The organism is Flavobacterium sp. 2 (assembly GCF_049949195.1).
Taxonomy (GTDB): domain Bacteria; phylum Bacteroidota; class Bacteroidia; order Flavobacteriales; family Flavobacteriaceae; genus Flavobacterium.
Window position 1 is genome coordinate 1386806 of record NZ_CP188206.1, and the last position, 25338, is coordinate 1412143.

The following is a 25338-nucleotide window of genomic DNA, read 5'->3' on the forward strand; positions in this document are numbered from 1 at the left end:
ACATTACATTAAAAAAATGTAAATTCGCACACTATGAAAATACAAGATATTCAGGCAATACAATTGTTGCTTTCTGCCCCAAAGAAAATTGTAATAATCCCGCACAGAGGACCAGATGGCGATGCTATGGGTTCAACTTTAGCATTATACCATTTTTTAATAAAAAATAATCATCAGGCAACAGTAATTGCGCCTAATGATTTTCCTGATTTTTTAGCTTGGCTTCCGGGTTCTGAAAAAGTAAAAATATTTGAAAAAGATACCGAAAACTGTACCCAAATATTAGAAGCAGCCGAGTTAATTTTCACACTTGATTTTAATGCATTTCATCGTACAGGCGAAATGGAACACACTTTAGCAAAATTGACAGTTCCGTTTATCATGATCGATCATCATCAAAAACCTGATGATTATGCAACCTACATGTATTCTGATACTGAATTTGGTTCAACCTGTGAGATGGTTTACAACTTTATTTCTTTTCTAAATAAAAAAGAAGATATTGACAAAACTATTGCAACTTGCATTTACACCGGAATTTTGACTGATTCTGGTTCGTTTCGTTTTCCTGGAACAACAGGAAACACACACCGAATTATTGCAGAATTAATTGATTTAGGTGTTGAAAACACGCAAATTCCCGTTTTATTATTCGATAACAGCTCATACAGCCGCTTACAATTATTAGGTCGTGCTTTGCAGAATATGAAAGTTTTTGAAGAACATAAAACGTCCTATACTTCGCTTACTCAGGATGAATTAGATTCATTCGATTATGTAAAAGGCGATACTGAAGGAATCGTAAATTACGGACTTAGTATAAAAGGTATTGTTTTTACCGCTATTTTTATCGAAAATAAGGACGAGAAAATCATTAAAATATCTTTCCGTTCGCAAGGCGGATTTGATGTAAATCAATTTGCCAGAGATCATTTTAACGGCGGAGGACACAGCAATGCAGCCGGCGGAAAATCTGAATTATCAATGGAAGAAACCTTAGCGAAATTTGAAGATTTAGTTACTAAACTTGCAATATAACCGAATATGAAATATTTAAAAATCAGTATTTACACACTTCTTTTTACTGTTTTATTTGCCAGCTGCAAGCAACATGAAGAAGCCAGAAGACCGCTTTCAAGAGCATCAGGCACTTTCATGAAAAAATCAGCTGACCGAAATAAAAAGCTAGTGGCTAATGAAGAGGATGTCATCAAAAAAATCATAAAGAGCAATCCGAAAGTAAAATATTACGCTACCAAAAAAGGCTATTGGTTTTCTTATGATGAAAAAAATCCAAACGAAACTCAGGCACCTCGTCGAGGAGATATTGCTTATTTCAATTTAGAAGTAAAAGACATTCAGGGTAAAATTATTTATTCTGAAGCTGATCTTGGTCCGCAAACCTATTATGTAGACAAACAAGACATTATGATGGGATTACGCGATGGTATCAAATATATGCACAAAGGCGAAACCGTTACCTTTTTATTTCCTTCACACATTGCTTACGGATATCATGGAGACAATAACAAAATTGGGCCAAATGAATCTTTAATGTGCACCGTAACGCTTCGTAATTTTGTTCCAGATCCTGCAGCTCCAAAAACAGCTGTTCCGGCTGGACAATCTGCAGATGCACAAGCTTCGGCAGGACAAACACCGAAACCTGCTACTCCAAAACCGGTTGCTTCAAAACCTGCCGCACCAACTAAAAAAGACACAGTAAACCCTTAAATAAAAACATTTTAGAAATGAAAAAGAATATCTTATTATTACTATTAGCCGTAACCTCACTTTATTCTTGTAAAGATGAACACAGCAATTTGCCTGATGGTTTATACGCCGATATTGAAACAAATAAAGGACATATCATTGTTGAATTAGACTATACAAAAGCGCCTGTTACAGTAGCAAACTTTGTGACTTTGGCAGAAGGAAAAAACGAATTTGTAACCAAAGAATACAAAAAAAATCAACCTTTTTTTGATGGTTTAAAATTTCACAGAGTTATTGAAAATTTCATGATCCAGTCTGGAGATCCTGAAGGAACTGGCTCTGGTGATACTGGATATAAATTTAAAGACGAAATTACCGATTTGAAATTTGACAAACCTGGAGTTTTAGCAATGGCAAATAACGGTCCTGGAACAAACAGCAGCCAATTTTTTATTACGCATGTTGAAACGCCTTGGTTAGAAGGAAAACACACTATTTTTGGTCATGTAGTTGAAAAAGGTCAAGAAGTTGTAAATCAAGTAAAACAAGATGACACGATTGTAAAAGTTACAATTATCAGAAATGGAGAAGCAGCAAAGAAATTTGATGCTGTAAAAGTATTCCATGATTATTTTTCAGAAATTGCAAAAGAGAAAAGCAAATATGCCGGAGTTCAAAAAGAAAAAGCGGCTTATTATGCTTCAATCAGACCAAAAGCAACAAAAACCAATTCAGGTTTAGAGTTTGTTATTACCGAAAAAGGATCTGGAAAAAAACCAGCAATTGGAACCCAGATTTATATTCATTACGCAGGTTTCCTTGAAGATGGAACTTTATTCGATTCAAGCATTCCTGATGTTAATAAAGCTTTTGGAAAATATGATACTACAAGAGCAGAACAAAATGGTTATCAACCAATTCCTTTTCAGGCAGGTAAAAAAGATGGTTTGATTCCTGGATTTATTGAAGGAATTGAGCAATTGTCATTTGGAGATAAAGCAGTTCTTTTTATTCCTTCTCATTTAGCTTACGGAGCAACTGGTGCAGGAGGCGTTATTCCACCAAATGCTAACATTATTTTCGAGATTCAATTGTTAGAAAAACCACAATAATAAATTATTTCATAGACTTAAATTCGAAACAAAATGAAATTTAAATTTCTATTATTATTCTGTTTGGCAGTAGTAAATTTACAAGCCCAAACAACTAAAAAACCAGCAGCAAAACCAAAAGCTGCAACAGCAAAAGTAACTCCGGCAAAAGCAGCTGCGACAAAAGCGGCTCCGGCCAAAACAGCAGCTACAAAAACGGTTACACCTGCAAATCCTAATGAGGGTATTTTTGCAACGATCTCAACTTCAAAAGGTGATATTGTTGTTGTATTAGAATATGTAAAAGCTCCTGTTACAGTTGCTAATTTTATTTCTTTGGCAGAAGGAAATAATCCAAATGTTAAAGTAGAAAAACTAAAAGGTAAACCATTTTATGATGGTTTGAAATTCCACAGAGTTATTAATGATTTCATGATTCAGGGTGGAGATCCAGACGGAAATGGTTCTGGAGGTCCGGGCTATTCCTTTAAAGATGAATTTACTGAAGAATTGAAATTTGACAAAGGTGGTATTTTGGCAATGGCAAATTCTGGTCCGGCAACTAACGGAAGCCAATTTTTCATTACACATAAAGATACTCCTTGGTTAAACGGAAAACACACTATTTTTGGTCATGTCGTTTCAGGAATGGACAATGTAAATAAAATTGTTCAGAATGATATCATGACAAAAATTACAATTACACGCAAAGGCGACGCTGCTAAAAAGTTTGATGCTGTGAAAGTTTTGGCTGATGATGTTAAAAAAGAAGAGGCAAAAAAACTTGAAGCACAAAAAGTAGTTGCACAAAAAGCAGCTTATTTTACAGCAACTAAAGCAAAAGCAACTACAACTGCATCTGGCTTAAAATATGTGATTACACAAAAAGGAACTGGCGTAAAAGGCGCTGAAGGATCAACAATTTATTTTCACTATGCCGGTTATTTTGAAGACGGAAATCTTTTTGATAGCAGTATGGCTACAGTTGCAAAAGCATATGGAAAATATGATCCAAACAGAGATGCTGCAGGCGGATACAAAGCTTTTCCTTTTGCAGTTGGCAAAAAAGACGGTATGATTCCGGGATTCATTGAAGCTTTAGATATGATGACTGACGGAGAAAAAGCAATTTTCTTCCTTCCTTCAAATTTAGCTTATGGAGAAAAAGGTGCTGGCGGTGTGATTCCTCCAAATGCAACTTTAATTTTCGAAATTGAAACTTATAAAAATCAGCCAGTCAAATAATTGAACTGAAAGATTTATTAAAAATAGAAACCATCAAAGCTTACGTTTTGATGGTTTTTTCATTTTTACAGGTTTTCAATTTTTAAAAAATACACAATTTACAGCCATAAAATAATCTCTGAATAATATTAATCCCAATGTTTACTTCATTTTTCTATTAAATCACAAACAAAATAGCTTACCTTTGCCGGCCTTAATTTTAAAACAGGAATATCAAATGTCACAAAACAATGTATTAAAAGGAGTTTTTTTAGTTGCTTTAGGAGCTACAACTTACGGAATGCTAGCCACTTTTGTAAAAATGGCTTATTCTGAAGGATATACAACAGCCGAAGTAACAACTTCTCAATTTGTTTTGGGAATAATTGGAATTTTAATAATCAATGCATTTCAGAAAATAAAAAATAAAGGAACTGCAGTAAAAGCTTCTTCAAAAAACATTTTTAGCCTGATGCTTGCCGGAACTTCCTTAGGAATGACGAGTTTGTTTTATTATCTGGCTGTAAAATATATTCCGGTTTCAATCGGGATTGTTTTATTAATGCAAACCGTTTGGATGGGCGTTTTATTGGAAATGATTTTAGAAAAAAAACTACCTTCAAAACAAAAAGTAATCGCCGTTTTTATTGTTCTTATTGGAACAGCTTTGGCTACAAATCTTATTCATGCTGATTTCCAATTGGACTGGAGAGGAATCGTTTGGGGGATTTTAGCAGCTGCTTCTTTCACTACAACTATGTTTACCGCAAATCGTGTTGCGACCGAAATTTCTTCTGCACAACGCAGTTTATATATGCTTTTGGGAGGAGCTGTAATTGTCTTTTCTTTCGCTTTCGCAACTCAGACAGGAGCTTTTAATCCGGCTATTTTTATGAAATGGGGAATTGTTCTGTCTTTATTTGGAACCATCATCCCTCCTATGTTAATGAATGCCGGTTTCCCTTTGACCGGAATTGGATTAGGAAGTATTGTTTCTGCTCTTGAACTTCCTGTTTCTGTTACAATGGCTTTTGTTCTTTTGAATGAAAAAGTTATCCTTTTACAATGGATCGGAATTGTTTTAATCATTTTGGCCATTATTATTATGAATGTAAATTTCAAGGCTAAAAAATAAACAATTTTGCTGCTCTTTAAAAAAAAGAGACTTGTAATGCAATAATTGTTAATTTTTTTATAAATTCGTGATATACAACACTATATCATGAAACAACCTTGGCATTTATATTTAATGGCTTTTTTATATATACTTGCCGGAATAAATCATTTCAGAAAGCCGGGAATGTACATTAAGATCATTCCGCCCGCATTTAAAAACCCCAAATTACTAAATAATTTAAGTGGAGCTGCCGAAATCATACTAGGCTTCCTCCTATTGCTTCCTTTTACAAAGAATTTTGCTGCATGGGGAATTATTGCATTGTTAATTGCAGTATTTCCTGCGAATTTGTACATGTACCAAAATAAAAAAGCAAGTTTTAATTTACCCAAATGGATTTTATTTGTACGTTTGCCCTTACAAATTGTTTTGATTTTTTGGGCATTCCAATATACCCTTTAATAATCGAATCTATTAATTTTAAAATTACTTAATTATGAAAAAATTATTTGCAGAGTTTTTTGGAACTTTTTGGTTAGTTTTTGGAGGTTGCGGAAGCGCCATTTTTGCAGCAGGAATTCCTGATTTAGGAATTGGATTTGCTGGCGTAGCTTTAGCTTTTGGTTTAACGGTTTTAACAATGGCATATGCTGTTGGTCACATTTCTGGTGGACATTTTAATCCAGCAGTTTCATTTGGATTATGGGCCGGTGGAAGATTTTCAACAAAAGATCTTATTCCTTACATTATCGCACAATGTATTGGCGCAATTGCAGCGGCAGGAACTTTATACACAATTGCTTCTGGAAAAGCCGGTTTTGTAATTGACAATACAAAAGCTGGTGCATTTGCATCAAATGGTTTTGGTGCTTTTTCTCCTGACGGATATTCACTTCAGGCAGCTTTTATTGCCGAATTTGTATTGACTTTATTTTTCCTTCTAGTGATTTTGGGAGCAACAGACAAGTTCGCAAATGGAAGATTTGCAGGAATTGCAATCGGTTTGGCTTTGACTTTAATTCACTTGATCAGTATTCCAATCACTAATACTTCAGTTAACCCTGCAAGATCTTTATCTCAGGCCATTTTTGTTGGAGGTGAACCTTTATCTCAAGTTTGGTTGTTTTGGGTCGCGCCAATCTTAGGTGCAATTGTAGCTGGATTTATCTACAAGAACTTATTGCAGACGCATGATGAAGCATAAATTCATACGCTAAAAATCACATATAAACATTAAAACTTAAAACATGGAATTTTTATATTTCTTACTTATTGGTGCAATTTCTGGATGGCTGGCAGGCCAAATCTGGAAAGGTGCCGGCTTTGGTTTAATTGGTAATATTATCGTCGGAATCATTGGCGGTTTTATTGGCGGATGGATTGCCGGAAAATTCGGAATTGGCGGCGGCGATCTTCTTTGGCAGATTCTTATTTCTGTTGGAGGTGCGTGGGTTTTACTTTTTATTATCAGCCTGATTAAAAAGGCCTAAACCAAAAACATCAAAATAAATTAGTTACCTAATAAATATAGTAAAGAGAAAAAAGAAGTTTCAGTAATCTTTTTTCTCTTTTTTTTATTTTAAATAATTCAACAGATAAGGAGTTAAAATACATATTTACTATAATTCATATTGTTATTTCATCAATTTTATTACATTTGAGCAAATACATTATTGAATTATGAATAACATCATTACTTATTTCAGTACAATTCCTTCTTCACACAGAAGTTTAATTTTGATTGGAGGAATAACTCTTTTCTGGCTAATCGAAAATACTTTTCCTCTTTTTCAGATGCAATACAAAAAATGGCATCATGCAGGAATCAATATCTTTTTTACGCTTACGACAATTATTGTCAATTTCGTTTTAGCTTTTATCTTAATCAAAACTGCAGCTTGGACCACTGAAAATCATTTTGGAATTCTGGAATGGCTTCCTGAAATCCCAATTTGGCTTTATACTATAATAGGTTTGCTTTTACTGGATCTGATCGGCGCTTATCTGGCACATTTCGTACAGCATAAAATAAAATTTCTATGGCGTTTTCATCTTATTCATCACACAGATACCTGGATTGACACCACTACAGCCAACAGGCATCATCCTGGTGAAAGTGTAATTCGTTTTATATTTACAACTTTAGGAGTATTAATTGTTGGAAGTCCAATGTGGATGGTTTTTCTATACCAATCATTATCCGTTATTGGTTCGCAATTCAATCATGCTAATATTTCACTGCCAAAAAAGCTGGATGTTTTTTTAAGTTACCTAATTGTTTCTCCAAATATGCATAAGGTTCATCATCATTATATGCTTCCTTACACAGACAGTAATTATGGGAATATATTTTCGGTTTGGGATCGTCTTTTCGGCACATTTACAACTTTGCCAAAAGAAGAATTAATTTACGGAGTTGATACTCATATGAAGCCCGAAGAACACAACAAATTAGCAAATTTGTTGCAAATTCCGTTTCAAAAATCAAGATCAGCAAAAAACAGTTAAAATCAATAAAAAAAAATAGTTCAGCGTACCAACTAATTATTTTTTTTATTAATATTGATATATAAAATGAAAATCAATCTATTAATCATTAACCTCTATTTTGAATTAATTTTCACGAGATGAAAAAGAGTAGCCGCAAAGAATTGAATTGGGAACAAACAGAAAGACTTGTTTCGTTAGCTTTAGAAGAAAAAAATCCATTTGAAATCATAAAAAAAGAATTTGGATTAGCAGAAAAGGAAGTTCTTGAAATCATGAAAAAGAAGATGCCTGTAGAAAAATTTGAAATGTGGAAAAAAAAGGCAATTGCAAATAAGCCAAAACCAAAGCCAGTCAAAATTGACGACTTCGATGAGGATTTGGATGGAAAATATTACATAAAGAACAAACTAGATTAAGATAAAACTCCTGAATTTCAGGAGTTTTTTTTTATATTTATATAAAAGTGTAACAATTTGATAATTTAGAAGTCAAATACACATAACTAAACGCGAACAAATGAGAAAAATAATTTACACTTTAGCTCTTGCTGTAACATTTTGGAGCTGTAAAACAGGAAGCACATCGGGAGATGCAAAAAGCAAAACTGTAGATGTTAACATCAATCTTGTAGATGTTAAAGATGATAAAGTCCTTGTGACTGTTACACCTCCGGCAATTAAGACGGATGAAGTAATTTACAGTATTCCAAAAACAGTTCCTGGAACTTATTCTACAGATAATTACGGTAAATATTCAGATGGTTTTAAAGCTTTTGATACTAAAGGAAATGAGTTAACTGTAAAAAGAATTGATGATAATTCATGGTCAATTTCTAATGCAAAAACACTTAAAAAAATCACTTATTTAGTTGGAGATACTTTCGATACTGAAAAAGGAACTGGTTTTGGAAATGATGATGTATTTTCTCCAGCTGGAACTAACATCAACGCCGGTGTAAATTTTATGGTGAATACACACGGTTTTGTTGGTTATTTTCAGGATAAATTGGACGTGCCTTATAAAGTTACGATTACGCATCCTGAAACGCTTTGGGGCGCAACCTCAATGACTGATGAAGATGCAAGTAAGACAAGCGACGTTTTTACAACGCCTCGTTATGCTGTTTTGGTTGAAAATCCGATTATGTATTCTAAACCAGATTACACAACATTCAACGTTAACGGAATGGATATTTTGATTGCTGTTTATTCTCCAACAGGGAAATTTACTGCAGAAAGCATTACGCCGGAAATGAAAACGATGATGACGGCGCAGAAAAACTTTTTAGGAAAAATCAATTCTACTAAAAAATATACTGTTTTATTGTATTTATCAAGCTTGGCAAAAGATGATGCACACGGCTTTGGAGCATTAGAGCATCCAACAGCGACAACAGTTGTTTTGCCGGAATCAATGCCGAAAGAGAAATTGGTTGAATCAATGAAAGATGTAGTTTCTCATGAGTTTTTCCATATTGTAACGCCATTGACAATTCACTCAAAAGAAATTCAGTATTTTGATTACAATGCACCAAAAATGTCAGAGCATTTATGGATGTATGAAGGTGTTACAGAATATTTTGCAAATCTTTTTCAAATCAATCAAGGTTTAATTGATGAAGCTGAATTTTACACTAGAATCGCTGATAAAATCGAACAGGCAAAAGGCTTAAATGATACTATGTCGTTTACTGTAATGAGCAAAAATGTTTTGGAACAGCCATACAAAGACCAATATTTGAATGTTTACCAAAAAGGTGCTTTGATTGGTATGTGTATCGATATTATTATTAGAGAAAAAAGCAATGGCGAGAGAGGAATTCTTGATTTAATGCATAAATTATCAAACGAATATGGTATTGAAAAACCATTTAATGATGATGAGTTTTTTGCTAAAATCACACAATTGACTTATCCTGAAGTTGGTGAATTCTTAAATAAATATGTAGCTGGAACAACTCCAATTCCTTATGATGTTTATTTAGCAAAAGTTGGAGTAACAAAAGCAACTGAGAAAAAAGCGAGTCCAGTATTTTTAAAAGGACAAACGCCTTATATTTCTGTAGACAAACAAACTAAAGAAATTGCTGTTCGTTCTGATATTGAACCAAATGCCTTTTTCAAAAACCTAAATTTAAAAGGTGGCGATATTTTAGTTTCTATTAATGACAAACCTTATTCTCTTGCGAATATTTATGATTTAATTGGAGAAAGTGAAAACTGGAAAGAAAACGATCCAATTACTGTAAAAATCAAACGTGCAGGAAAAGAAGAAACTATCAAAGGAACTGTAAAATTACCTTATGAAGAATCTGAAACTTTTAAAGCTACTGATGCTTCAAAAGACAAACTTAAAAATGCTTGGTTAAAAGGATAATTTCTTTTTAAGACATAAAAAAACCGACAAGTGATTGTCGGTTTTTTTTATGTCTTATTTCTTCACCGGAAACTTCCAGTCAAATTCATCTTTATTATTAATGATTGCGCCAATTTCAAATTTTACAACTTCATCAAATTCGGTTTGAAGAATAAACCAATTGTCTTCGTTAAAGTAATTTTCGAAAGTATCAAACGTTTCCTGATTGTATTTTGTAATTCCTTTTGCAGCAAAATCTTTTTTTACATCAGCAATTTTTCTTCCGATTATTTTGAATCCGAAAACTTCTAAATCATTGCTTGACGCGACTGCATAACCAAATTTCAAATCTTCTTCTTCATAAAATGTTAATCTGATTTTATGTGCATTGTATACAAAAATCACATTGTCATCTTCGTCTTTATAGTTTTTATCAGGTTTTCCTAAAACAGCCGTTACATCGTTCTGTTTCATTCCGAAAAGCAATTTGTCTATTCCTGATTTTAGATTTATTTTCATATTGATTGTCTTTATTTGAAGTGCAAATTTCGTGAAGTTTTTTTGTTATTCGCCACGAATTCACGAATTTCTCAAATTTTGATATTACGGTGTCTGAACTAAATTAATTTTTAAATTGATTCTTATTCGGTTTTGCACTCATATAAAAAGTAATTTTTCCTCCATTCATCACATCAGAATGTTTCAGGAAAGGTCTTGAAAGTTCTTTTCCATTCAAAAGTACTTTACTAACAAATACATTTTTATCGGATTGATTTACGGTTTCAACTTCAAATTTCTTTCCGTTTTCCAGATTAAAAACTGCATTTTTCACGAGCGGACTTCCTAATGCATATTCATCAGAACCTGGAGCGACAGGATAAAAACCTAAACTGCTAAAAATATACCAAGCACTCATTTGTCCGAAATCATCATTTCCGCCAAGGCCATCTGCTCCATTACGATACATTTTTTTCAAAATCATTCGGATTTTATCTTGTGATTTCCATGGAGAATCTGTCCAATTATACAAATAAACTACATGATGTGAAGGCTCATTTCCGTGCACATAATTTCCAATAATTCCGTCTCTGGTAATATCTTCTGTATTTTCAAAATATTTATCTGGAAGATGCATGTTGAACAAAGAATCTAAACGAACTTTAAATTTCTCATTTCCGCCCATCAATTTAATCATATCAGCAGGATCTTGCGGAACGTATAAACTGTAATTCCATGAATTTCCTTCAATAAAACCTTGCCCGTGTGTGTCTAGCGGATCAAATTCTTTTTTGAAAGTTCCGTCGATTAATTTTGGACGCATAAAACCTGTTTTCTCATCGTAAACATTTTTATAATTTTTCGATCTGTTGATGAATTCATTATAAATCTCTGTTTTTCCAAGTTTTTTAGCTGCCTGTGCAATCGCCCAGTCATCATAAGCATACTCTAAAGTTTTAGAAACCGATGCACCATTTTTATCTTCAGGTACATAACCCATTTTCATGTAATACTCTAATCCATCGTAATAAGGAACTTTTGCTGTATTGACACATGCCTGAAGCGCTTTTTCTGCATCAAAATTAATGTTTCCTTTTACAATTGCATCGGCCACTACAGAAACCGAATGATAACCAATCATACACCAATTTTCATTTGCATAATGTGACCAGATTGGGAGCATTTTATGTACACTTTGATCTGAATGCGCCAACATTGAACTTACCATATCAGCGTTGCGAGTTGGCTGAACAATATTAAAGAAAGGATGCAAAGCGCGATAAGTATCCCATAATGAATAACTAGTATAATTTTTAAATTTTTCGGCTTTATGAACATTCATATCAAGTCCTTTATAATTTCCGTCAAGATCCATATATTCTGTCGGACCTAAAAAGGCGTGATACATTGCAGTATAAAAGTTTACATAATCTTCCTTTTGAATGGCTTCGATTTGAATTTTATTCAGTTCATTGTTCCAAACTTCCTGGCTTTGTTTTTTTACTTTTTCGAAATCCCAACCTGGAACTTCTTTTTTCATGTTTTCTAATGCTCCGGCCGAACTTACTGGAGATAATGCCATTTTAATTTTGATTTTTTCGCCTTCTTCGGTATTAAAATCAAAGAACAATTTTAGATTTTGTCCTGCCATTTCAGGGAAATTTTTCGTTTGGTCGAATCTTCCCCAGAAACCTCTGTAAACGCTTTTTTCTTGTGCTGCTTGTCCGTAGCTTTTAATTGGTTTGCTGAAAGACATTGCAAAGTAAACCGTTCTTGTACGTGCCCAGCCGTTTGTCTGACGATAACCCGTAATCAAAGTATCATTTTCTATACGAACAAATGTCCAAACGTTTTTCTTGTCGTAATTATAAATCCCAGAAGTTAAATCCAAAATAATATGCGCTTCATCTGACTTTGGAAATGTATATTGATGCATTCCTACTCTCGTAGTTGCCATCAATTCTGCTTTAATTTTATGATCTTCTAAAAAAACGCTGTAATAAGCTGGTTCCGCTTTTTCTGTTGAATGTGAAAATGCAGATCGATAACCCGAAAAAGGTTTTGACGCAACTCCAGGATTCAATTGCAGTTTTCCGGTTGTTGGCATAATCAAAAAATCACCTAAATCGGAATGACCAGTTCCACTAAAATGTGTGTGACTGAAACCTACAATTGTCTTGTCTTCATATTGATATCCTGCACAATATTTATAAACTTCACCATTATATTTTCCGTTCAAACCATATGCAATTGTATCAGTTTCAGGACTAAGTTGCACGCTACCAAAAGGCACCGTAGCACCTGGATAAGTATGTCCCATTCTTGCTGTTCCAATCATTGGATCAACGTACTGAATTAAATTTCGCTTTTCAGATTCTTTTTTTTGTGCATTTGAAATGGTTCCAAGCATCAAAAATGAAAGTCCAAAAAGAAGGCTTTTACAGTTTAATCTATTCATTAGTTATTTTTTAAAACATTATATTTTTTTATCTAAAACAAATCAGGCACTTACTAAAACGATTTACCTATATTTTTAGTTTAGAAAAATACAACAAAATATGCTTTTAAAAAACATAAATTTTGTGGGGATATTAATATACTAATCTTTACTGAAATGAAATCAAAGCTTTATAATATTGTTTTTGTTTTTGTCTGAACTGGACTGAAGTCCAGCCCTACAATATGGTTCGAGCCGTTGGCTCTTTTTGCTTTGCTTTTTTTATAGTTTATTTTTTAGGTTTTCTTTTACCTCATCAAACCATTCGTTTTTAAGAATGCTTAAAACAATAGAATCACGTCGGAGATTGCTATCTCTTGTTGGCATATTGCTTCTTAAAACGCCTTCAACTTTACAGCCAATACTTTTCATCGCGGCAATACTTCTTTCATTATTATTATCTGCGCGGAATTCAACTCTTTCTAAACCTAAAGCTTCGAAAGCAAACTGAAGCAGCAAAAATTTGCAGTGTTTGTTTAAACCTGTTCCTCTAAACTCCGATCCGTACCAAGTATATCCTAACTGCAAGGTTTTAAATTCAAGATTAATATCGTAGAAACGTGTTGAACCTGCGTATTTTTTAGATTTTTTATCAAAAACTATAAAGGGAAATTCCTTTTCGTTTTCTCTGGCTTTAATTGCCAATTGAATATAATTAGTCAAATTTTCTTTTCCTTCTGCTCCAACCAATGAATATTTCCAAGTTTCCGGTTCATTGATTGAAATATCTAATAAGTTTTCTACATCTGATTCTTGAAGCGGGCGCAACAAAACAAAATCGTCTTCTAAAATAATAGTATCTGTGAAATTGAAATTTGATATTTTAGTCATAATCCATTTTTGGTTATTAAATTATTTTTTGATTTTAAAAAGCGTTTTAAATAAAAAAAGCCCCTAAGGGACTTTTCTTTTCTGCTATTATTTTTTGAAGTCCATAATTTCTTTAAAAAAAATTATTCACTCATTTCGTCGTAACGCTCGGGAACTTGCGGATCGTATAGCGGACATTTGAATTCTTCCATCACAGAAACCAATTGGTTCATGGTTTTTCCTTCAGTTCCGTAACAATCAATTTTTATGCTTTGAGAAGTTGTAATGACTTGAAAAGCACCTTTCCTTTTTGGGTTTTTCCAACTATTTTCATCCACTCTTTCCCATTCTGAAAAAACGGAATTGATTCTATTTATGATAACTTCTACTTGAAGTGCAGCCAGACCTTCTACTTCTTGTTTCTCCACAAGAGCTTCATAAACCTCCTGATTGTTCAAGTAAATTTCATCCAGATATCTCCAAAAAAGTAGTTCGTACATAATATTGCCGTTTTATAATTTGTAGAGACGCACAACTGTGCGTCTAAAATGACGAAAGACGCACTGCTGTGCGTCTCTACGTAAAAAATTAATAATTGAATGTTCCGTATTCGCTGGTAATGGTAAGCTTTTTATCATCTGAAGATTCTACTCTTCCTACGATTTGTGCATCAACATTGAATGATTTTGAAATCTCAATAATATCTTGTGCAATGTTTTCCGGAACATAGATTTCCATACGGTGACCGCAATTGAAAACCTGATACATTTCTTTCCAGTCAGTTTTTGATTGTTCCTGAATTAACTTGAACAATGGCGGAACCGGAAATAAATTATCTTTTATAATGTGTAAATTTTGAACGAAATGAAGAATTTTAGTCTGCGCTCCTCCACTGCAATGCACCATTCCGTGGATATCTGCCGGAGTATATTTGTCTAAAATTTTCTTGATGATTGGCGCGTAAGTTCTCGTTGGCGAAAGCACTAACTGACCTGCATTGATTGGGCTGTTTTCAACTTCATCAGTTAAATTAACTTGTCCAGAATAAATCAATTCTTCTGGAACTGCTGCATCGTAACTTTCTGGGTATTTTTTAGCCAAATATTTTCCGAAAACATCATGACGTGCAGAAGTAAGTCCGTTGCTTCCCATTCCGCCATTATAGCCTTTTTCGTAAGTTGCCTGACCAAAAGAAGCCAAACCAACAATTACATCACCTGCTTTTATATTTGCGTTATCTACAACATCGCTGCGTTTCATACGAGCTGTAACAGTCGAGTCAACAATAATTGTACGAACAACGTCACCAACATCGGCAGTTTCTCCTCCTGTTGAATGAATCGTTACTCCAAAAGATTTTAATTCGTTGATTAATTCTTCTGTTCCGTTAATGATTGCCGAGATAACCTCAGCCGGAATTAAATTTTTATTTCTTCCAATAGTTGAAGAAAGTAGAATATTATCTGTTGCACCAACACATAATAAATCATCAATATTCATGATCAGAGCATCTTGTGCAATGCCTTTCCAAACAGAAAGATCTCCGGTTTCTTTCCAGTACATATACGCCAAAGACGATTTTGTACCAGCTCCGTCAGCATGCATAATTAAGCAATGTTCTGCATCTTGGGTAAGATAATCAGGAACAATTTTACAAAATGCCTGCGGAAATAAACCTTTATCAATATTTTTTATGGCGTTGTGTACGTCTTCTTTTGATGCCGAAACACCTCTTTGTGCGTACCTTTTGCTAGAATCTGAACTCATGAAACTTAGTTTGTGTTGATGTGGTGCAAAGATAACTAGTTTTTTTAATTCTTGGGTTTATACCAATTTAAAATTAGTTTTTATTGTCACTTAATCTCCTAAAATGAAATTATGTTTTTCATAAAAAAAAATCGACAGCGAGAACACTGCCGATTTTTAGACATCAAAATTATTCGAAGATTATGATATTTTTATTTCCAATCAGGCATCGACGCATTTTGGAACAAAGTTGTCCTTGTACTATCGTCGGTTGTGCTGACGGTTTGTATATTTTTGGCTGAAAGCCCGTCATTTGAGGTATTTACAAAAATGACTTTTGCTTCATTTGGCGAAAATTTCACATCGAGGTCGTTGAAACCATTTTCTTTACCTGATGACAATTCTGCCGATGCATTTGTTGCAACGGTGTAAATAAATATTCTGGAATCTAAGCGTCTGTAATCTGCATTTTCAAATCCGGAAACATCTCTCGTGTAAACCACTCTTTTATTATCAATCGAAATATCAATTCCGCTTGCACCTCCAGTGACTCCAGAAAGCACTGTATATAAAACAGTTCCGCTCATATCAATTGCATAAATTTCGACACTATATCCTGAAACATCATTTACTTTTAAAACAATTTGGCTTCCGTCGCGGCTCCATTCGCATTCAGAAATAAACTTGCCGTTTGGTGTTTTAAACAACTGCGTCAATCCAGATCCGTCAGCATTTATGCGGTAGAGTTTGTCAAAATTCGGATAAATCAACTGACTTCCGTTTGTGCTCCAGGAATAACTCACATTATCCATATTGAACCCTGCTATAGGTACAAAATTTGTAATTTTTCGCACATCGGTACCATCAGGATTCATGCTGAAAATCTGATTCAAAGATCCGTCAGTACTTATATAAGCAATTCTGTTAATACTTAAATTTTTTCTCGGTCTAAAACTATTCACTTCTGCTGAAGACAATTGAAGTTCGTTTCCGGCATCATCAGCAGTAAAAATTACATTGTTGTTTTTTATCTTTTTCACATACATGTATCTCGGATTCGGGAATGCCAATGTTCTAAACGAATTTGTCACACTATTTATAGGCTTGTTTATTCCGTCATCAACACTTACTTGCCAGTAATATTTGGTACTAAAACTTAAATCTTTAATAGCTAAAGTTGTTGTTTTAAGATCAGAATAGGTTTTTACTTCGTCTGTAGTTCCGTTTTTCACGGTCACAGTGTACGTAAGCGGATCTCCTTCCGGATCTTTGGCAGTCCAGGTCAAGTTAAGACTTAAAGCTTGTCCAGTAGCATTATCTGTTGGCGCAGTAAGTACCGGAATTTCTGGCGGTTTATTAGTCGCCGTTGAGACTTCTAATTCAAAAATAACTTCAATTTCAATATCCTTATCAATTGTAGCTGGCTGAAATCTTGCGATAAAACCATCTTTTTGAGCCTGAAAAGCATATTTACCAACTGGGACTTTATCAATTTTAAAATATCCATCCTTATCTGTATAAACAGTACTTGTTGTCGGGCTCGACGAAACACGGGCATTTTCGACGCCTGTATAAGTACGAACGTCAACAACACGCCCTTTAATTGAACCAGTTCCTGTATTATCAAATTGCTCTTCACTGCAAGAAATTAAAAGAAAAAAGCACGCCAAAATTTTTAATCCTATTTTCATTTGAGACTGAATTTTATTAAACTTATATTGAACTTAATCCTTTAATCATTAATTATTAAAGATCAAAAGGCTGCCTATTTTTTCTTGTAATTTGTATTTTTGGGGAAATAATATGTCATCCCAAAACCAAACCTGTAGAAATAATCATCCCGCACTCCGGCGACCAGATGATCTACATTATCACTAAATGCCGCATTAAATTCTCCATACAATTTGAGTCCAATGTGCGGCGAAACCAAATATTCGACACCTGCCCCAGCCTGTACTTTGCTATGAAAATTTTCCCGATGATGATCGAATTCGAATCCGGTTCCGGCAAAAACAAAAGGAGAAAAAACGTCGCGTGGCAATATGATACATTCCAGATTTAGATCTAAAGACAAATAACCGTAATCCATATAATTTTTATTTGCTACCTGAAAAGCATTTGATGAAGCACTCAGATTAAATGTGGGCGAGAAAAAGAATTTCACGGCTCCTCTTATCATTGGCATAGGTTTCGGATTTGGATAATCACCTTGCATTAGGGTTGTTCCACCTACGGCTTCAATTCCAAATCGCGCTCTTCTGTTTTCGCTTAAATTTCTGTTATATAATTGGGCTAAATCAGCATCGCTTTTCTCTTTATCATAAGCCGCTACAAAATCGTCAATTTGTTTTTGTGGTGCATTTACTTCCCAAAGTTTGTCTTTGATTCCATCAACAATAAGTCCTTCTACTGCTTTTTCAATAGCTTCTGTTACCGCCATCTGAATTGGTTCATTTCGGGTAAAACCGGTTTCAACTTCCAGAAGTCTATTTAAATTAACATATCTGAATAAACTTGCATCAATACTTTGCGATAAAATAGTTTTTGAAACATAAACTGTATTTAATATTTTTCCGTTTGAAGTCGATACCAATCTCAAATAGACAGTTACTCGGTCTTGTCTGTATTGAGTCGAACCTCCAGCTCCAAAATATCTCGCTCCAAAACCACCTGTAATAATATTGGTATCATAAGAAATAATCCCTCCTTCAAGTAATACTCCTGCAAATAAAAGCGGCGTCAAAACTGCTTCATTTGGTTCTGTTTTTGATGCGTATTCCTGACGTGTAGAACGAATAATATTTCTTTCGTTTAAAAGATTTCCCAGATTTTCGCGCTCGATAGGTACAAACCATTTTGAGTCCTGTAAGGCTTTTATTAAAATTGATGTTGCTCCTTGTGTAACAGCGGTACTAAAGGTGCTTCCCAGTTCAGTAGGTTTATACTGTCCTGTTTGGTCTTTAAATTTATATACACCTACAACTATCTGCTCTTTTGGTTTTGGCATTTCTACCAATTTGGCAGTGGCTGGAGTATTTTCTCCATATACCGCTTTTTGCACCCCAACAGGCTGATTAAAATATGCTCCACATCCTGAGAATAGGCAAATTAATAAAAATAGAAAAAGGGGACTTTTATTCATAATCTCACTTATTTACAATAATACATGAACCTTATTTTTTACTCGGACAATTAAATTTATTGCCCCGGAAGAATTACTTGTGTCTGCTCACCCGTATCTGTATCCAAAACATTAACCACCAATCCTAAATTAGAATGGTAAATATCAATCGAAAGTGTTCCAAAAACATATGTTCCTGGAGAAAGTGTACCAGTTCCTGTGCCTGTGCCAGTACCTGTTCCCGTTCCAGTCCCACTTCCTGTATTTGTGCTACTTCCAAATTGATTATCAAATAATGAATTTGAAAGTCTGTTTAGCAATTGATTATTCAAATTGCTTTTGAAACGTTCCAAATCTGTTTGCTGCTTAAACTGCGAATTGGTATCCTCTTTATAATCATTCTGAGCCTGGGCAGAACTAAGCAACCACGGATAATTGAAAGTATCGCCTCCAAAATTTGGGTTTGCCGCTTTATATTGAAGGTTTTGTGCAATTGATATTGTACTAAAACCGAACAAGCAAACGAGTAATGCTATAGTTTTCATATAGATACTTTTTAGTTTAAACATTAAATAGTAAACGCTTTATCGAAAAATGTACTCAATTCTGAATTTTAATATTGAGTAATCATTTTGTTTTGCTTTTCCAGATCTTTAAAATACTTGAATAGCTTTTGAGCCGCTGAATCAGCCATGTATTTTAAAAAATCCTCATCAGGACGTGAAATAAACTCCTCTATAATATCACTATCTACTAATATTGTAATCTTGGTTGTGCGCCCAAATGTCAGTTCTTCCTGAACCGTTACGATTTTAGTAGTATGAACTTTCAGTTTCGAATATTGTGCATAAAACATATCATAGTAATCATTTCCCAATTTTGTTTTAGTATCATTGGCTACAATTCCTACCATTTCGATACCGTCAACAGGGACAGATTTTCCTGCGTCTGATTCTGTTTCTTCATTAAAAACAATTCGGTCTTTACCAATTATGGCATTTTTTTCATCATAAATGAGCAACATTACAATCACTTCGTCCTGTTTAGTATAATTGATTTGCGTTTTAGACAATTCTACCCTTTGATTCGGCTCCAGTGTTACTCTTCCATCTTGCGCATTAGTTGATTTATTTGAATTCGATTTGTTTTTTTTGAATACACTTAGTTTATATGAAATATTCTTGAACTCTGATTTTAAATTTTCTGCAGTTCCGGTTATAAATAATAAATTCTCAATTTCTTTAACTTCAATTTTCGCCTTTACCTCTTTGTTGTACTCGGTTTGCGAAAATCCGTTTTCAGAAAAAAAAATAAAAAAAGATGCCACAATTATGTGAAGATACTTTTTCATGATTCTAGCGATTGAATACGTAAATTGTACCTGAATTTCCAGACTGATTAATGATCATATCCTTGGATATCGAATTTGATCCTGTACTGAAAATCGTTAAATTATTGCCTTCCTGATTGACTTTCATCGATTCGACTCCTCGAGAGTATGATGATGATGAAACATCACTTATATAATTATTATTACCTGACTGTATATAGGATTGATTTATTTCGTCTGCTTTTTTGTAGACATTCATGTAGTTGTTATTACCAGTTTGCTGTGCAGTTACATAAGCATTATTACTGATAATAGTTAAATTGGCCTGATTATAGTTGCCAATTTGTGCAATTTTGACTATGTTATGATTGATAACATATTGATTTGTATTCTGATTTTGATTGCGATTGTTTGATTCATTCATGGCTATAACATAATCACTTATATTCCCATCAATTGATTGTGAGAATATAATTCCTGTAAAAAGAAAAAATAAGATTACAATAGCTTTCATAATTTTTGAAATAATAAAAAAAGGAAGAACTGATTATATCAAGTCCTTCCTTTTCTTGGTTTTTTTAGTTTGCCTGTAGCACTACGCTGCCATTTAAGAACCCAGCTTGAGTAACAGTACTAACATTTCCCCATCCTAATTGTGCTGTCAAAGCATAGTTAGCAACTCCATATTGATCGATACTAGAAGAGTTTCCAATTCCAAGTTGAATTGTTGAAGCTGAATTGAATAATCCTTCTTGATAAGTGTCAGATTCATTGCCGAAGCCAAATTGATAAGCAGAAGCATCGTTACCCCAACCTACTTGAACTGCACTCGAACTATTAAAGAATCCGATTTGTGTTAGATCAGCATTATTGTCAATTCCAAATTGGAAAACTGTAGCGCTGTTTCCTAATAGTGGACCTTGGTCAATATCAGAAGTATTTCCCCATCCAATTTGTGTAACTGAAGCAGAGTTTGCAATACCTAATTGATCAATAGTTGATGAGTTATCAACACCTATTTGAAGAACAGTTGCAGAATTAAAAATACCATCTTGTTGAACATCTGAATCATTTGATCCAACTTGAACAACTAATGCTCCATTTAATAAACCAGTTTGGTCAACATTACTAGTGTTTTGTGCCACGGCAACACCTACAAACAGCATCGCGGAGATGCTTAAAATTACTTTTTTCATAATAAATATATTTAATTGGTTATTAATACAAATTATTATGCAGGTTGTAATTTGGGGGAAAAAAATTTGGGCAATTTTAATGAAATCTCAAACGAAAATTGGGGGTTATTTCTTGATTTCTTTTTCAAAATTAGAAAACTTCTCGATAATCAAATCAGGTATAAATACGTATTTTACAAGAACTTAACTTGTTTTCGATGAACTGTGAAACTATCTCGACGAACTGCCATTTTTGTTTTTTTACTTAGTAAGAAAAAACCTATTTCTTGTAATTTCTTTACATTTATACCTAAACAGTCGTTAAAAAAAAGTTATAAAACCGGTTATTTTAACATATTCACAAAAAAAGCCCATCTTTTTTAAGACGGGCTTTAACTAAATGTTTAGAAAACGTTACTTGGTAAACAGCAATTCTCTGTACTTGGTCAAAGTCCAGCTCTCATCATCTACTAATAATTCTAATTTATCACAGTGGTTACGAATATCTTCAAAATAAGGTTTTACTTTATTGCAATAAGCTTCTGCCATTTTTTGAGCATCAGTTAATTGATTGGCTTTCTTTCTTTCATTTGTCATGGCTAATACTTTTGTATTAATTCCTTCAATATGACCTGAAATTTCTTTAATTAAAGTAATTTGTTCTTTTGCAATCGTCTCAAATTCTTTTCCAAAGATTTCTTTTAAGCCTTTTACATTTTCAATTAATGTATTCTGGTAACGAATAGCAGTTGGAATTACATGATTTCTTGAAATATCTCCTAAAACTCTTCCTTCAATCTGGATTTTCTTAGTGTATTCTTCCAATTCAATTTCATAACGCGCTTCAGCCTCAACATGATTAAAGATTCCTAATTCTTCAAATAAGTCCAAAGCTTGTTTTGAAACCTTAGCTTTAATCGCTTCTGGTGTAGTTTTGAAATTACTCAAACCTCTTTTTGCCGCTTCTTTTTCCCAGGCGTCGCTATAACCGTCTCCTTCAAAAAGAATTTTTTTAGATTGTTTGATGTATTCTCTTAAGACATTAAAGATGGCATCGTCTTTTTTCATGTCTTTATTTTCAATCAGGTTTTCAACTTCATTTTTAAAGTCAATTAACTGTTTGGCAACAATTGCATTTAAAGTTGTCATTGCATTTGAGCAGTTTGAGTTTGAACCAACAGCTCTAAATTCAAATTTATTTCCTGTAAAGGCAAATGGTGAAGTTCTGTTTCTGTCTGTATTATCTAATAATACGTCTGGAATTTTACCAACAACATTTAATTTTAAATCTGTTTTTTCTTCAGGCGAAAGTTTTCCGGTTGTTACACTTTCTAATTCTAATAAAACTTTTGACAATTGTGCTCCGATAAAAACCGAAATAATAGCTGGCGGTGCCTCATTAGCTCCTAGCCTGTGATCATTACTTGCCGTTGCAATCGAAGCTCTTAATAAAGTTTCATAATCATTTACAGCTTTAATCGTATTGATAAAGAATGTCAGGAATTGCAAATTACTCATTGGCGTTTTACTCGGACTTAATAAATTAACTCCGGTATCTGTAGCCAAAGACCAGTTATTGTGTTTTCCAGAACCGTTTACACCTTTAAATGGTTTTTCGTGAAATAACACTTTAAAATCATGACGTTCAGCAACTCTTTGCATTACATCCATTAATAAAGAGTTATGATCTACGGCAAGATTTGTTTCTTCAAAAATTGGAGCCAACTCAAACTGATTTGGCGCAACCTCATTATGACGTGTTTTTACCGGAATTCCCAATAACATACATTCCTGCTCCAAATCTCTCATATAAGTAAGAGCACGCGTCGGAATTGACCCGAAATAATGATCATCTAATTGCTGACCTTTTGCAGAAGTATGTCCTAATAATGTTCTTCCGGTCATCACCAAATCAGGACGAGAATTTGCCAAAGATTTGTCAATCAAGAAATACTCTTGTTCCCAACCTAAAGTTGCTGTTACCTTTTTTACGTTTTTGTCAAAATATTTACAAACTTCAGTCGCCGCTTCGTCAATTGCTGATAATGCTCTTAATAAAGGTATTTTGTTATCTAAAGCCTCACCAGTGTATGCAATAAATACAGTCGGGATACATAATGTTGTACCATATATAAATGCCGGAGAAGTTGGATCCCAGGCTGTGTAACCTCTTGCTTCAAAAGTATTTCTGATTCCGCCATTTGGGAAACTTGATGCATCTGGCTCTTGTTGCACCAATTGCGCTCCGCCAAATTTCTCTACAGGATCGCTTCCATCGTATGAAGTTTCAAAAAAGGCATCGTGTTTCTCGGCAGTTGTTCCTGTTAATGGCTGAAACCAATGTGTATAATGTGTAACACCTTTTGCCAACGCCCATTCCTTCATTCCCATGGCGATATAATCGGCCAATTTTCTTTCTATTTTAGTTCCATGCTGAATGGCATCTCTTACTCCTTTTAAAGCATCTGAAGTCAAATATTGCTTCATTGCTTTTTCATTAAACACATTCGATCCGAAAAGATTTGATTTTCGATCAATTTCTTCAAAGTGCACCGGCTTTCTGTTGGAAGCTTCTTGTAAAGCTTGGAAACGTAATGTTGACATGGTATGTAAGTTTTAATTCGTACTAATTTTCATTAAAAAAAGGAGTAACAAATATAAACAATAAAAGTCCCTGTTTAGAATATAAGTTTTAGATTTTCGAACTACAATTTCTCAACAGATCATGCTTTTTTCAGAGAATAAACAAAGACAATCAAGAAATGTAACAAAAAACAGCAAGAATCCCCATTAAATAAACATTTTTTCATAATTTCTTAACCCAAAAAATCAAAAATAGTCCTTAATTATTACGAATTTATTTTTTATAGTGGTTAAAAATTGCTTTTTTAAAAATATACCCCTACGAAAATTACGCTTCTCTAAAAAATTATACTCCGCAAAACAAAATAGCCCCCTAATTTTTAGGAGTAAAAAAATAAATCTATATTTGACCCAGCGAAAAAACAAAAAAAATAAATTTATATTATTATGGCTAAAATTAAGTTAGAGTACATTTGGTTAGATGGATACGAGCCAACTCAAAATCTTAGAAGTAAAACTAAAGTTGAAGAGCATGAAAATTTCAAAGGAACATTAGAAGAACTTGGAAATTGGTCATTTGATGGTTCATCAACTAAACAAGCTGAAGGTGGTTCTTCTGACTGTCTTTTAGTTCCAGTTGCAATTTATCCAGATCCAACTCGTATCAATGGATGGTTAGTAATGTCTGAAGTTATGTATGCAGACGGAACTCCACACCCATCTAACGGAAGAGCTACAATTGATGATGAAGATGATGATTTTTGGTTTGGTTTCGAACAAGAGTATTTCATCATGGATACTAAAACTCAACTTCCACTTGGTTTCCCAGTTGGAGGATACCCTGCTCCACAAGGGATGTACTACTGTTCAGTAGGTGGAAAAAACACACACGGTAGAAAATTAGTTGAAGAGCACGCTGATTTATGTATCGCTGCTGGAATCAACTTTGAAGGAATCAACCAAGAGGTTGCTTGCGGACAATGGGAATTCCAATTATTCGCTAAAGGAGCTAAAAAAGCTGGAGATGAAATCTGGGTTGCTCGTTACTTATTAGATCGTTTGACTGAGAAATATGGTTACTATATTGAATATCACCCAAAACCTCTAGGAGATACTGACTGGAATGGTTCTGGAATGCACGCTAACTTCTCTAACAATGTATTGAGAACTTGCGGAGATCAAGCTACTTACGAAAGAATTTGTGAGGCTTTCCGCCCTGTTACTGCTGAGCACATCGCAGTTTACGGAGCTTACAATGACCAACGTTTAACTGGTAAGCACGAAACTGCTTCTATCCACGATTTCTCTTATGGAGTTTCAGACAGAGGATGTTCTATCAGAATTCCTTTGATGACTGTTCAAAAAGGATGGAAAGGATGGTTGGAAGACAGAAGACCAGCTTCAAACGGAGATCCATACAAAATTGCTGCTAGAATTATCAAAACTGTTAAATCAGCGCTATAATTCAAAGCTTAAAATAAATTCTAAAAAGTGCCATCGTAATTGTTGGCACTTTTTTTTATGCTCTTTCCTTTTTATAAGCATCAACTTTGTCAAAGTTTAAAAATCCACAATTAGAAAACTC

24 protein-coding genes are annotated in these 25338 nt (G+C 33.9%); 12 read left to right on the plus strand and 12 right to left on the minus strand.

The genetic code is table 11. The features are described from left to right. The first annotated feature begins 33 nt into the window (after window positions 1-33). The 11 genes from ACNFIH_RS05860 to ACNFIH_RS05910 all read left to right on the plus strand — a co-directional run bounded on the left by ACNFIH_RS05860 (window position 34) and on the right by ACNFIH_RS05910 (window position 10014). Complete coding sequence (locus ACNFIH_RS05860) at window positions 34-1038, plus strand: DHH family phosphoesterase (protein ID WP_426485878.1); 1005 nt, start codon at window positions 34-36, stop codon at window positions 1036-1038. A gap of 6 nt (window positions 1039-1044) precedes the next feature. Then, complete coding sequence (gldI, locus tag ACNFIH_RS05865; RefSeq protein WP_426485879.1) at window positions 1045-1734, plus strand: gliding motility-associated peptidyl-prolyl isomerase GldI; 690 nt, start codon at window positions 1045-1047, stop codon at window positions 1732-1734. Window positions 1735-1751: 17 nt separating this feature from the next. Continuing rightward, window positions 1752-2828, plus strand: coding sequence for a peptidylprolyl isomerase (locus tag ACNFIH_RS05870; RefSeq protein WP_426485880.1), 1077 nt, complete (start codon window positions 1752-1754; stop codon window positions 2826-2828). A 33-nt stretch (window positions 2829-2861) separates the two neighbouring features. Then, a complete protein-coding gene (locus ACNFIH_RS05875; protein ID WP_426485881.1) occupies window positions 2862-4052 on the plus strand; it encodes a peptidylprolyl isomerase in 1191 nt (396 codons plus the stop codon). A gap of 217 nt (window positions 4053-4269) precedes the next feature. Next, window positions 4270-5166, plus strand: a complete 897-nt coding sequence (locus tag ACNFIH_RS05880) for an EamA family transporter (RefSeq protein ID WP_426485882.1) — start codon at window positions 4270-4272, stop codon at window positions 5164-5166. 87 nt (window positions 5167-5253) lie between these two features. Beyond that, entirely contained in the window at window positions 5254-5610 is a 357-nt protein-coding gene (locus ACNFIH_RS05885) for a DoxX family protein (protein ID WP_426485883.1), read from the plus strand. 34 nt (window positions 5611-5644) lie between these two features. After that, window positions 5645-6352, plus strand: coding sequence for an aquaporin Z (aqpZ, locus tag ACNFIH_RS05890; RefSeq protein ID WP_426485884.1), 708 nt, complete (start codon window positions 5645-5647; stop codon window positions 6350-6352). A 43-nt stretch (window positions 6353-6395) separates the two neighbouring features. Beyond that, complete coding sequence (locus ACNFIH_RS05895) at window positions 6396-6638, plus strand: GlsB/YeaQ/YmgE family stress response membrane protein (protein ID WP_142449613.1); 243 nt, start codon at window positions 6396-6398, stop codon at window positions 6636-6638. 190 nt (window positions 6639-6828) lie between these two features. Further along, window positions 6829-7656, plus strand: a complete 828-nt coding sequence (locus ACNFIH_RS05900) for a sterol desaturase family protein (RefSeq protein WP_426485885.1) — start codon at window positions 6829-6831, stop codon at window positions 7654-7656. A gap of 119 nt (window positions 7657-7775) precedes the next feature. After that, window positions 7776-8054, plus strand: a complete 279-nt coding sequence (locus ACNFIH_RS05905) for a DUF2805 domain-containing protein (RefSeq protein WP_035648923.1) — start codon at window positions 7776-7778, stop codon at window positions 8052-8054. A 100-nt stretch (window positions 8055-8154) separates the two neighbouring features. Further along, window positions 8155-10014 carry a peptidase M61 gene (locus tag ACNFIH_RS05910; protein WP_426485886.1) on the plus strand — a complete coding sequence of 620 codons (1860 nt, stop codon included), beginning with the start codon at window positions 8155-8157 and terminating at the stop codon, window positions 10012-10014. Between the two features lie 54 nt (window positions 10015-10068). Here ACNFIH_RS05910 and ACNFIH_RS05915 read toward each other — a convergent pair whose 3' ends face one another. The 12 genes from ACNFIH_RS05915 to ACNFIH_RS05970 form a co-directional block, all read right to left on the minus strand. After that, complete coding sequence (locus tag ACNFIH_RS05915; RefSeq protein WP_426485887.1) at window positions 10069-10512, minus strand: hypothetical protein; 444 nt, start codon at window positions 10510-10512, stop codon at window positions 10069-10071. A gap of 103 nt (window positions 10513-10615) precedes the next feature. Then, entirely contained in the window at window positions 10616-12949 is a 2334-nt protein-coding gene (locus ACNFIH_RS05920; protein ID WP_426485888.1) for a GH92 family glycosyl hydrolase, read from the minus strand. A gap of 261 nt (window positions 12950-13210) precedes the next feature. Beyond that, window positions 13211-13819 carry a GNAT family N-acetyltransferase gene (locus tag ACNFIH_RS05925; protein ID WP_426485889.1) on the minus strand — a complete coding sequence of 203 codons (609 nt, stop codon included), beginning with the start codon at window positions 13817-13819 and terminating at the stop codon, window positions 13211-13213. A 122-nt stretch (window positions 13820-13941) separates the two neighbouring features. Then, window positions 13942-14298 carry a hypothetical protein gene (locus ACNFIH_RS05930; RefSeq protein ID WP_426485890.1) on the minus strand — a complete coding sequence of 119 codons (357 nt, stop codon included), beginning with the start codon at window positions 14296-14298 and terminating at the stop codon, window positions 13942-13944. 88 nt (window positions 14299-14386) lie between these two features. Then, window positions 14387-15565, minus strand: coding sequence for an AIR synthase related protein (locus tag ACNFIH_RS05935; protein ID WP_426485891.1), 1179 nt, complete (start codon window positions 15563-15565; stop codon window positions 14387-14389). A gap of 191 nt (window positions 15566-15756) precedes the next feature. Then, window positions 15757-17235: a carboxypeptidase regulatory-like domain-containing protein gene (locus ACNFIH_RS05940; protein WP_426485892.1), complete on the minus strand. Its 1479-nt coding sequence runs from the start codon at window positions 17233-17235 to the stop codon at window positions 15757-15759. A 74-nt stretch (window positions 17236-17309) separates the two neighbouring features. After that, window positions 17310-18686 (minus strand): CsgG/HfaB family protein, encoded by a 1377-nt coding sequence (locus tag ACNFIH_RS05945; protein WP_035648937.1) that lies wholly within the window; start codon window positions 18684-18686, stop codon window positions 17310-17312. A 56-nt stretch (window positions 18687-18742) separates the two neighbouring features. Continuing rightward, on the minus strand, window positions 18743-19210 hold the full coding sequence (locus tag ACNFIH_RS05950; RefSeq protein ID WP_035649412.1) for a curli assembly protein CsgF: 468 nt from the start codon (window positions 19208-19210) through the stop codon (window positions 18743-18745). Window positions 19211-19278: 68 nt separating this feature from the next. Then, the gene (locus ACNFIH_RS05955) at window positions 19279-20016 is read right to left on the minus strand and encodes a CsgE family curli-type amyloid fiber assembly protein (RefSeq protein WP_081909348.1); all 738 of its coding nucleotides are present in this window, start codon (window positions 20014-20016) and stop codon (window positions 19279-19281) included. Between the two features lie 4 nt (window positions 20017-20020). After that, complete coding sequence (locus tag ACNFIH_RS05960; protein ID WP_426485893.1) at window positions 20021-20509, minus strand: hypothetical protein; 489 nt, start codon at window positions 20507-20509, stop codon at window positions 20021-20023. A 64-nt stretch (window positions 20510-20573) separates the two neighbouring features. Next, entirely contained in the window at window positions 20574-21191 is a 618-nt protein-coding gene (locus tag ACNFIH_RS05965) for a hypothetical protein (RefSeq protein WP_051951513.1), read from the minus strand. 393 nt (window positions 21192-21584) lie between these two features. Next, window positions 21585-23774, minus strand: a complete 2190-nt coding sequence (locus ACNFIH_RS05970) for a glutamine synthetase III (RefSeq protein WP_426485894.1) — start codon at window positions 23772-23774, stop codon at window positions 21585-21587. Between the two features lie 426 nt (window positions 23775-24200). Here ACNFIH_RS05970 and ACNFIH_RS05975 point away from each other — a divergent pair, with 426 nt between their 5' ends. Then, a complete protein-coding gene (locus ACNFIH_RS05975; RefSeq protein WP_035648945.1) occupies window positions 24201-25217 on the plus strand; it encodes a glutamine synthetase beta-grasp domain-containing protein in 1017 nt (338 codons plus the stop codon). The last annotated feature ends 121 nt before the right edge of the window (window positions 25218-25338 follow it).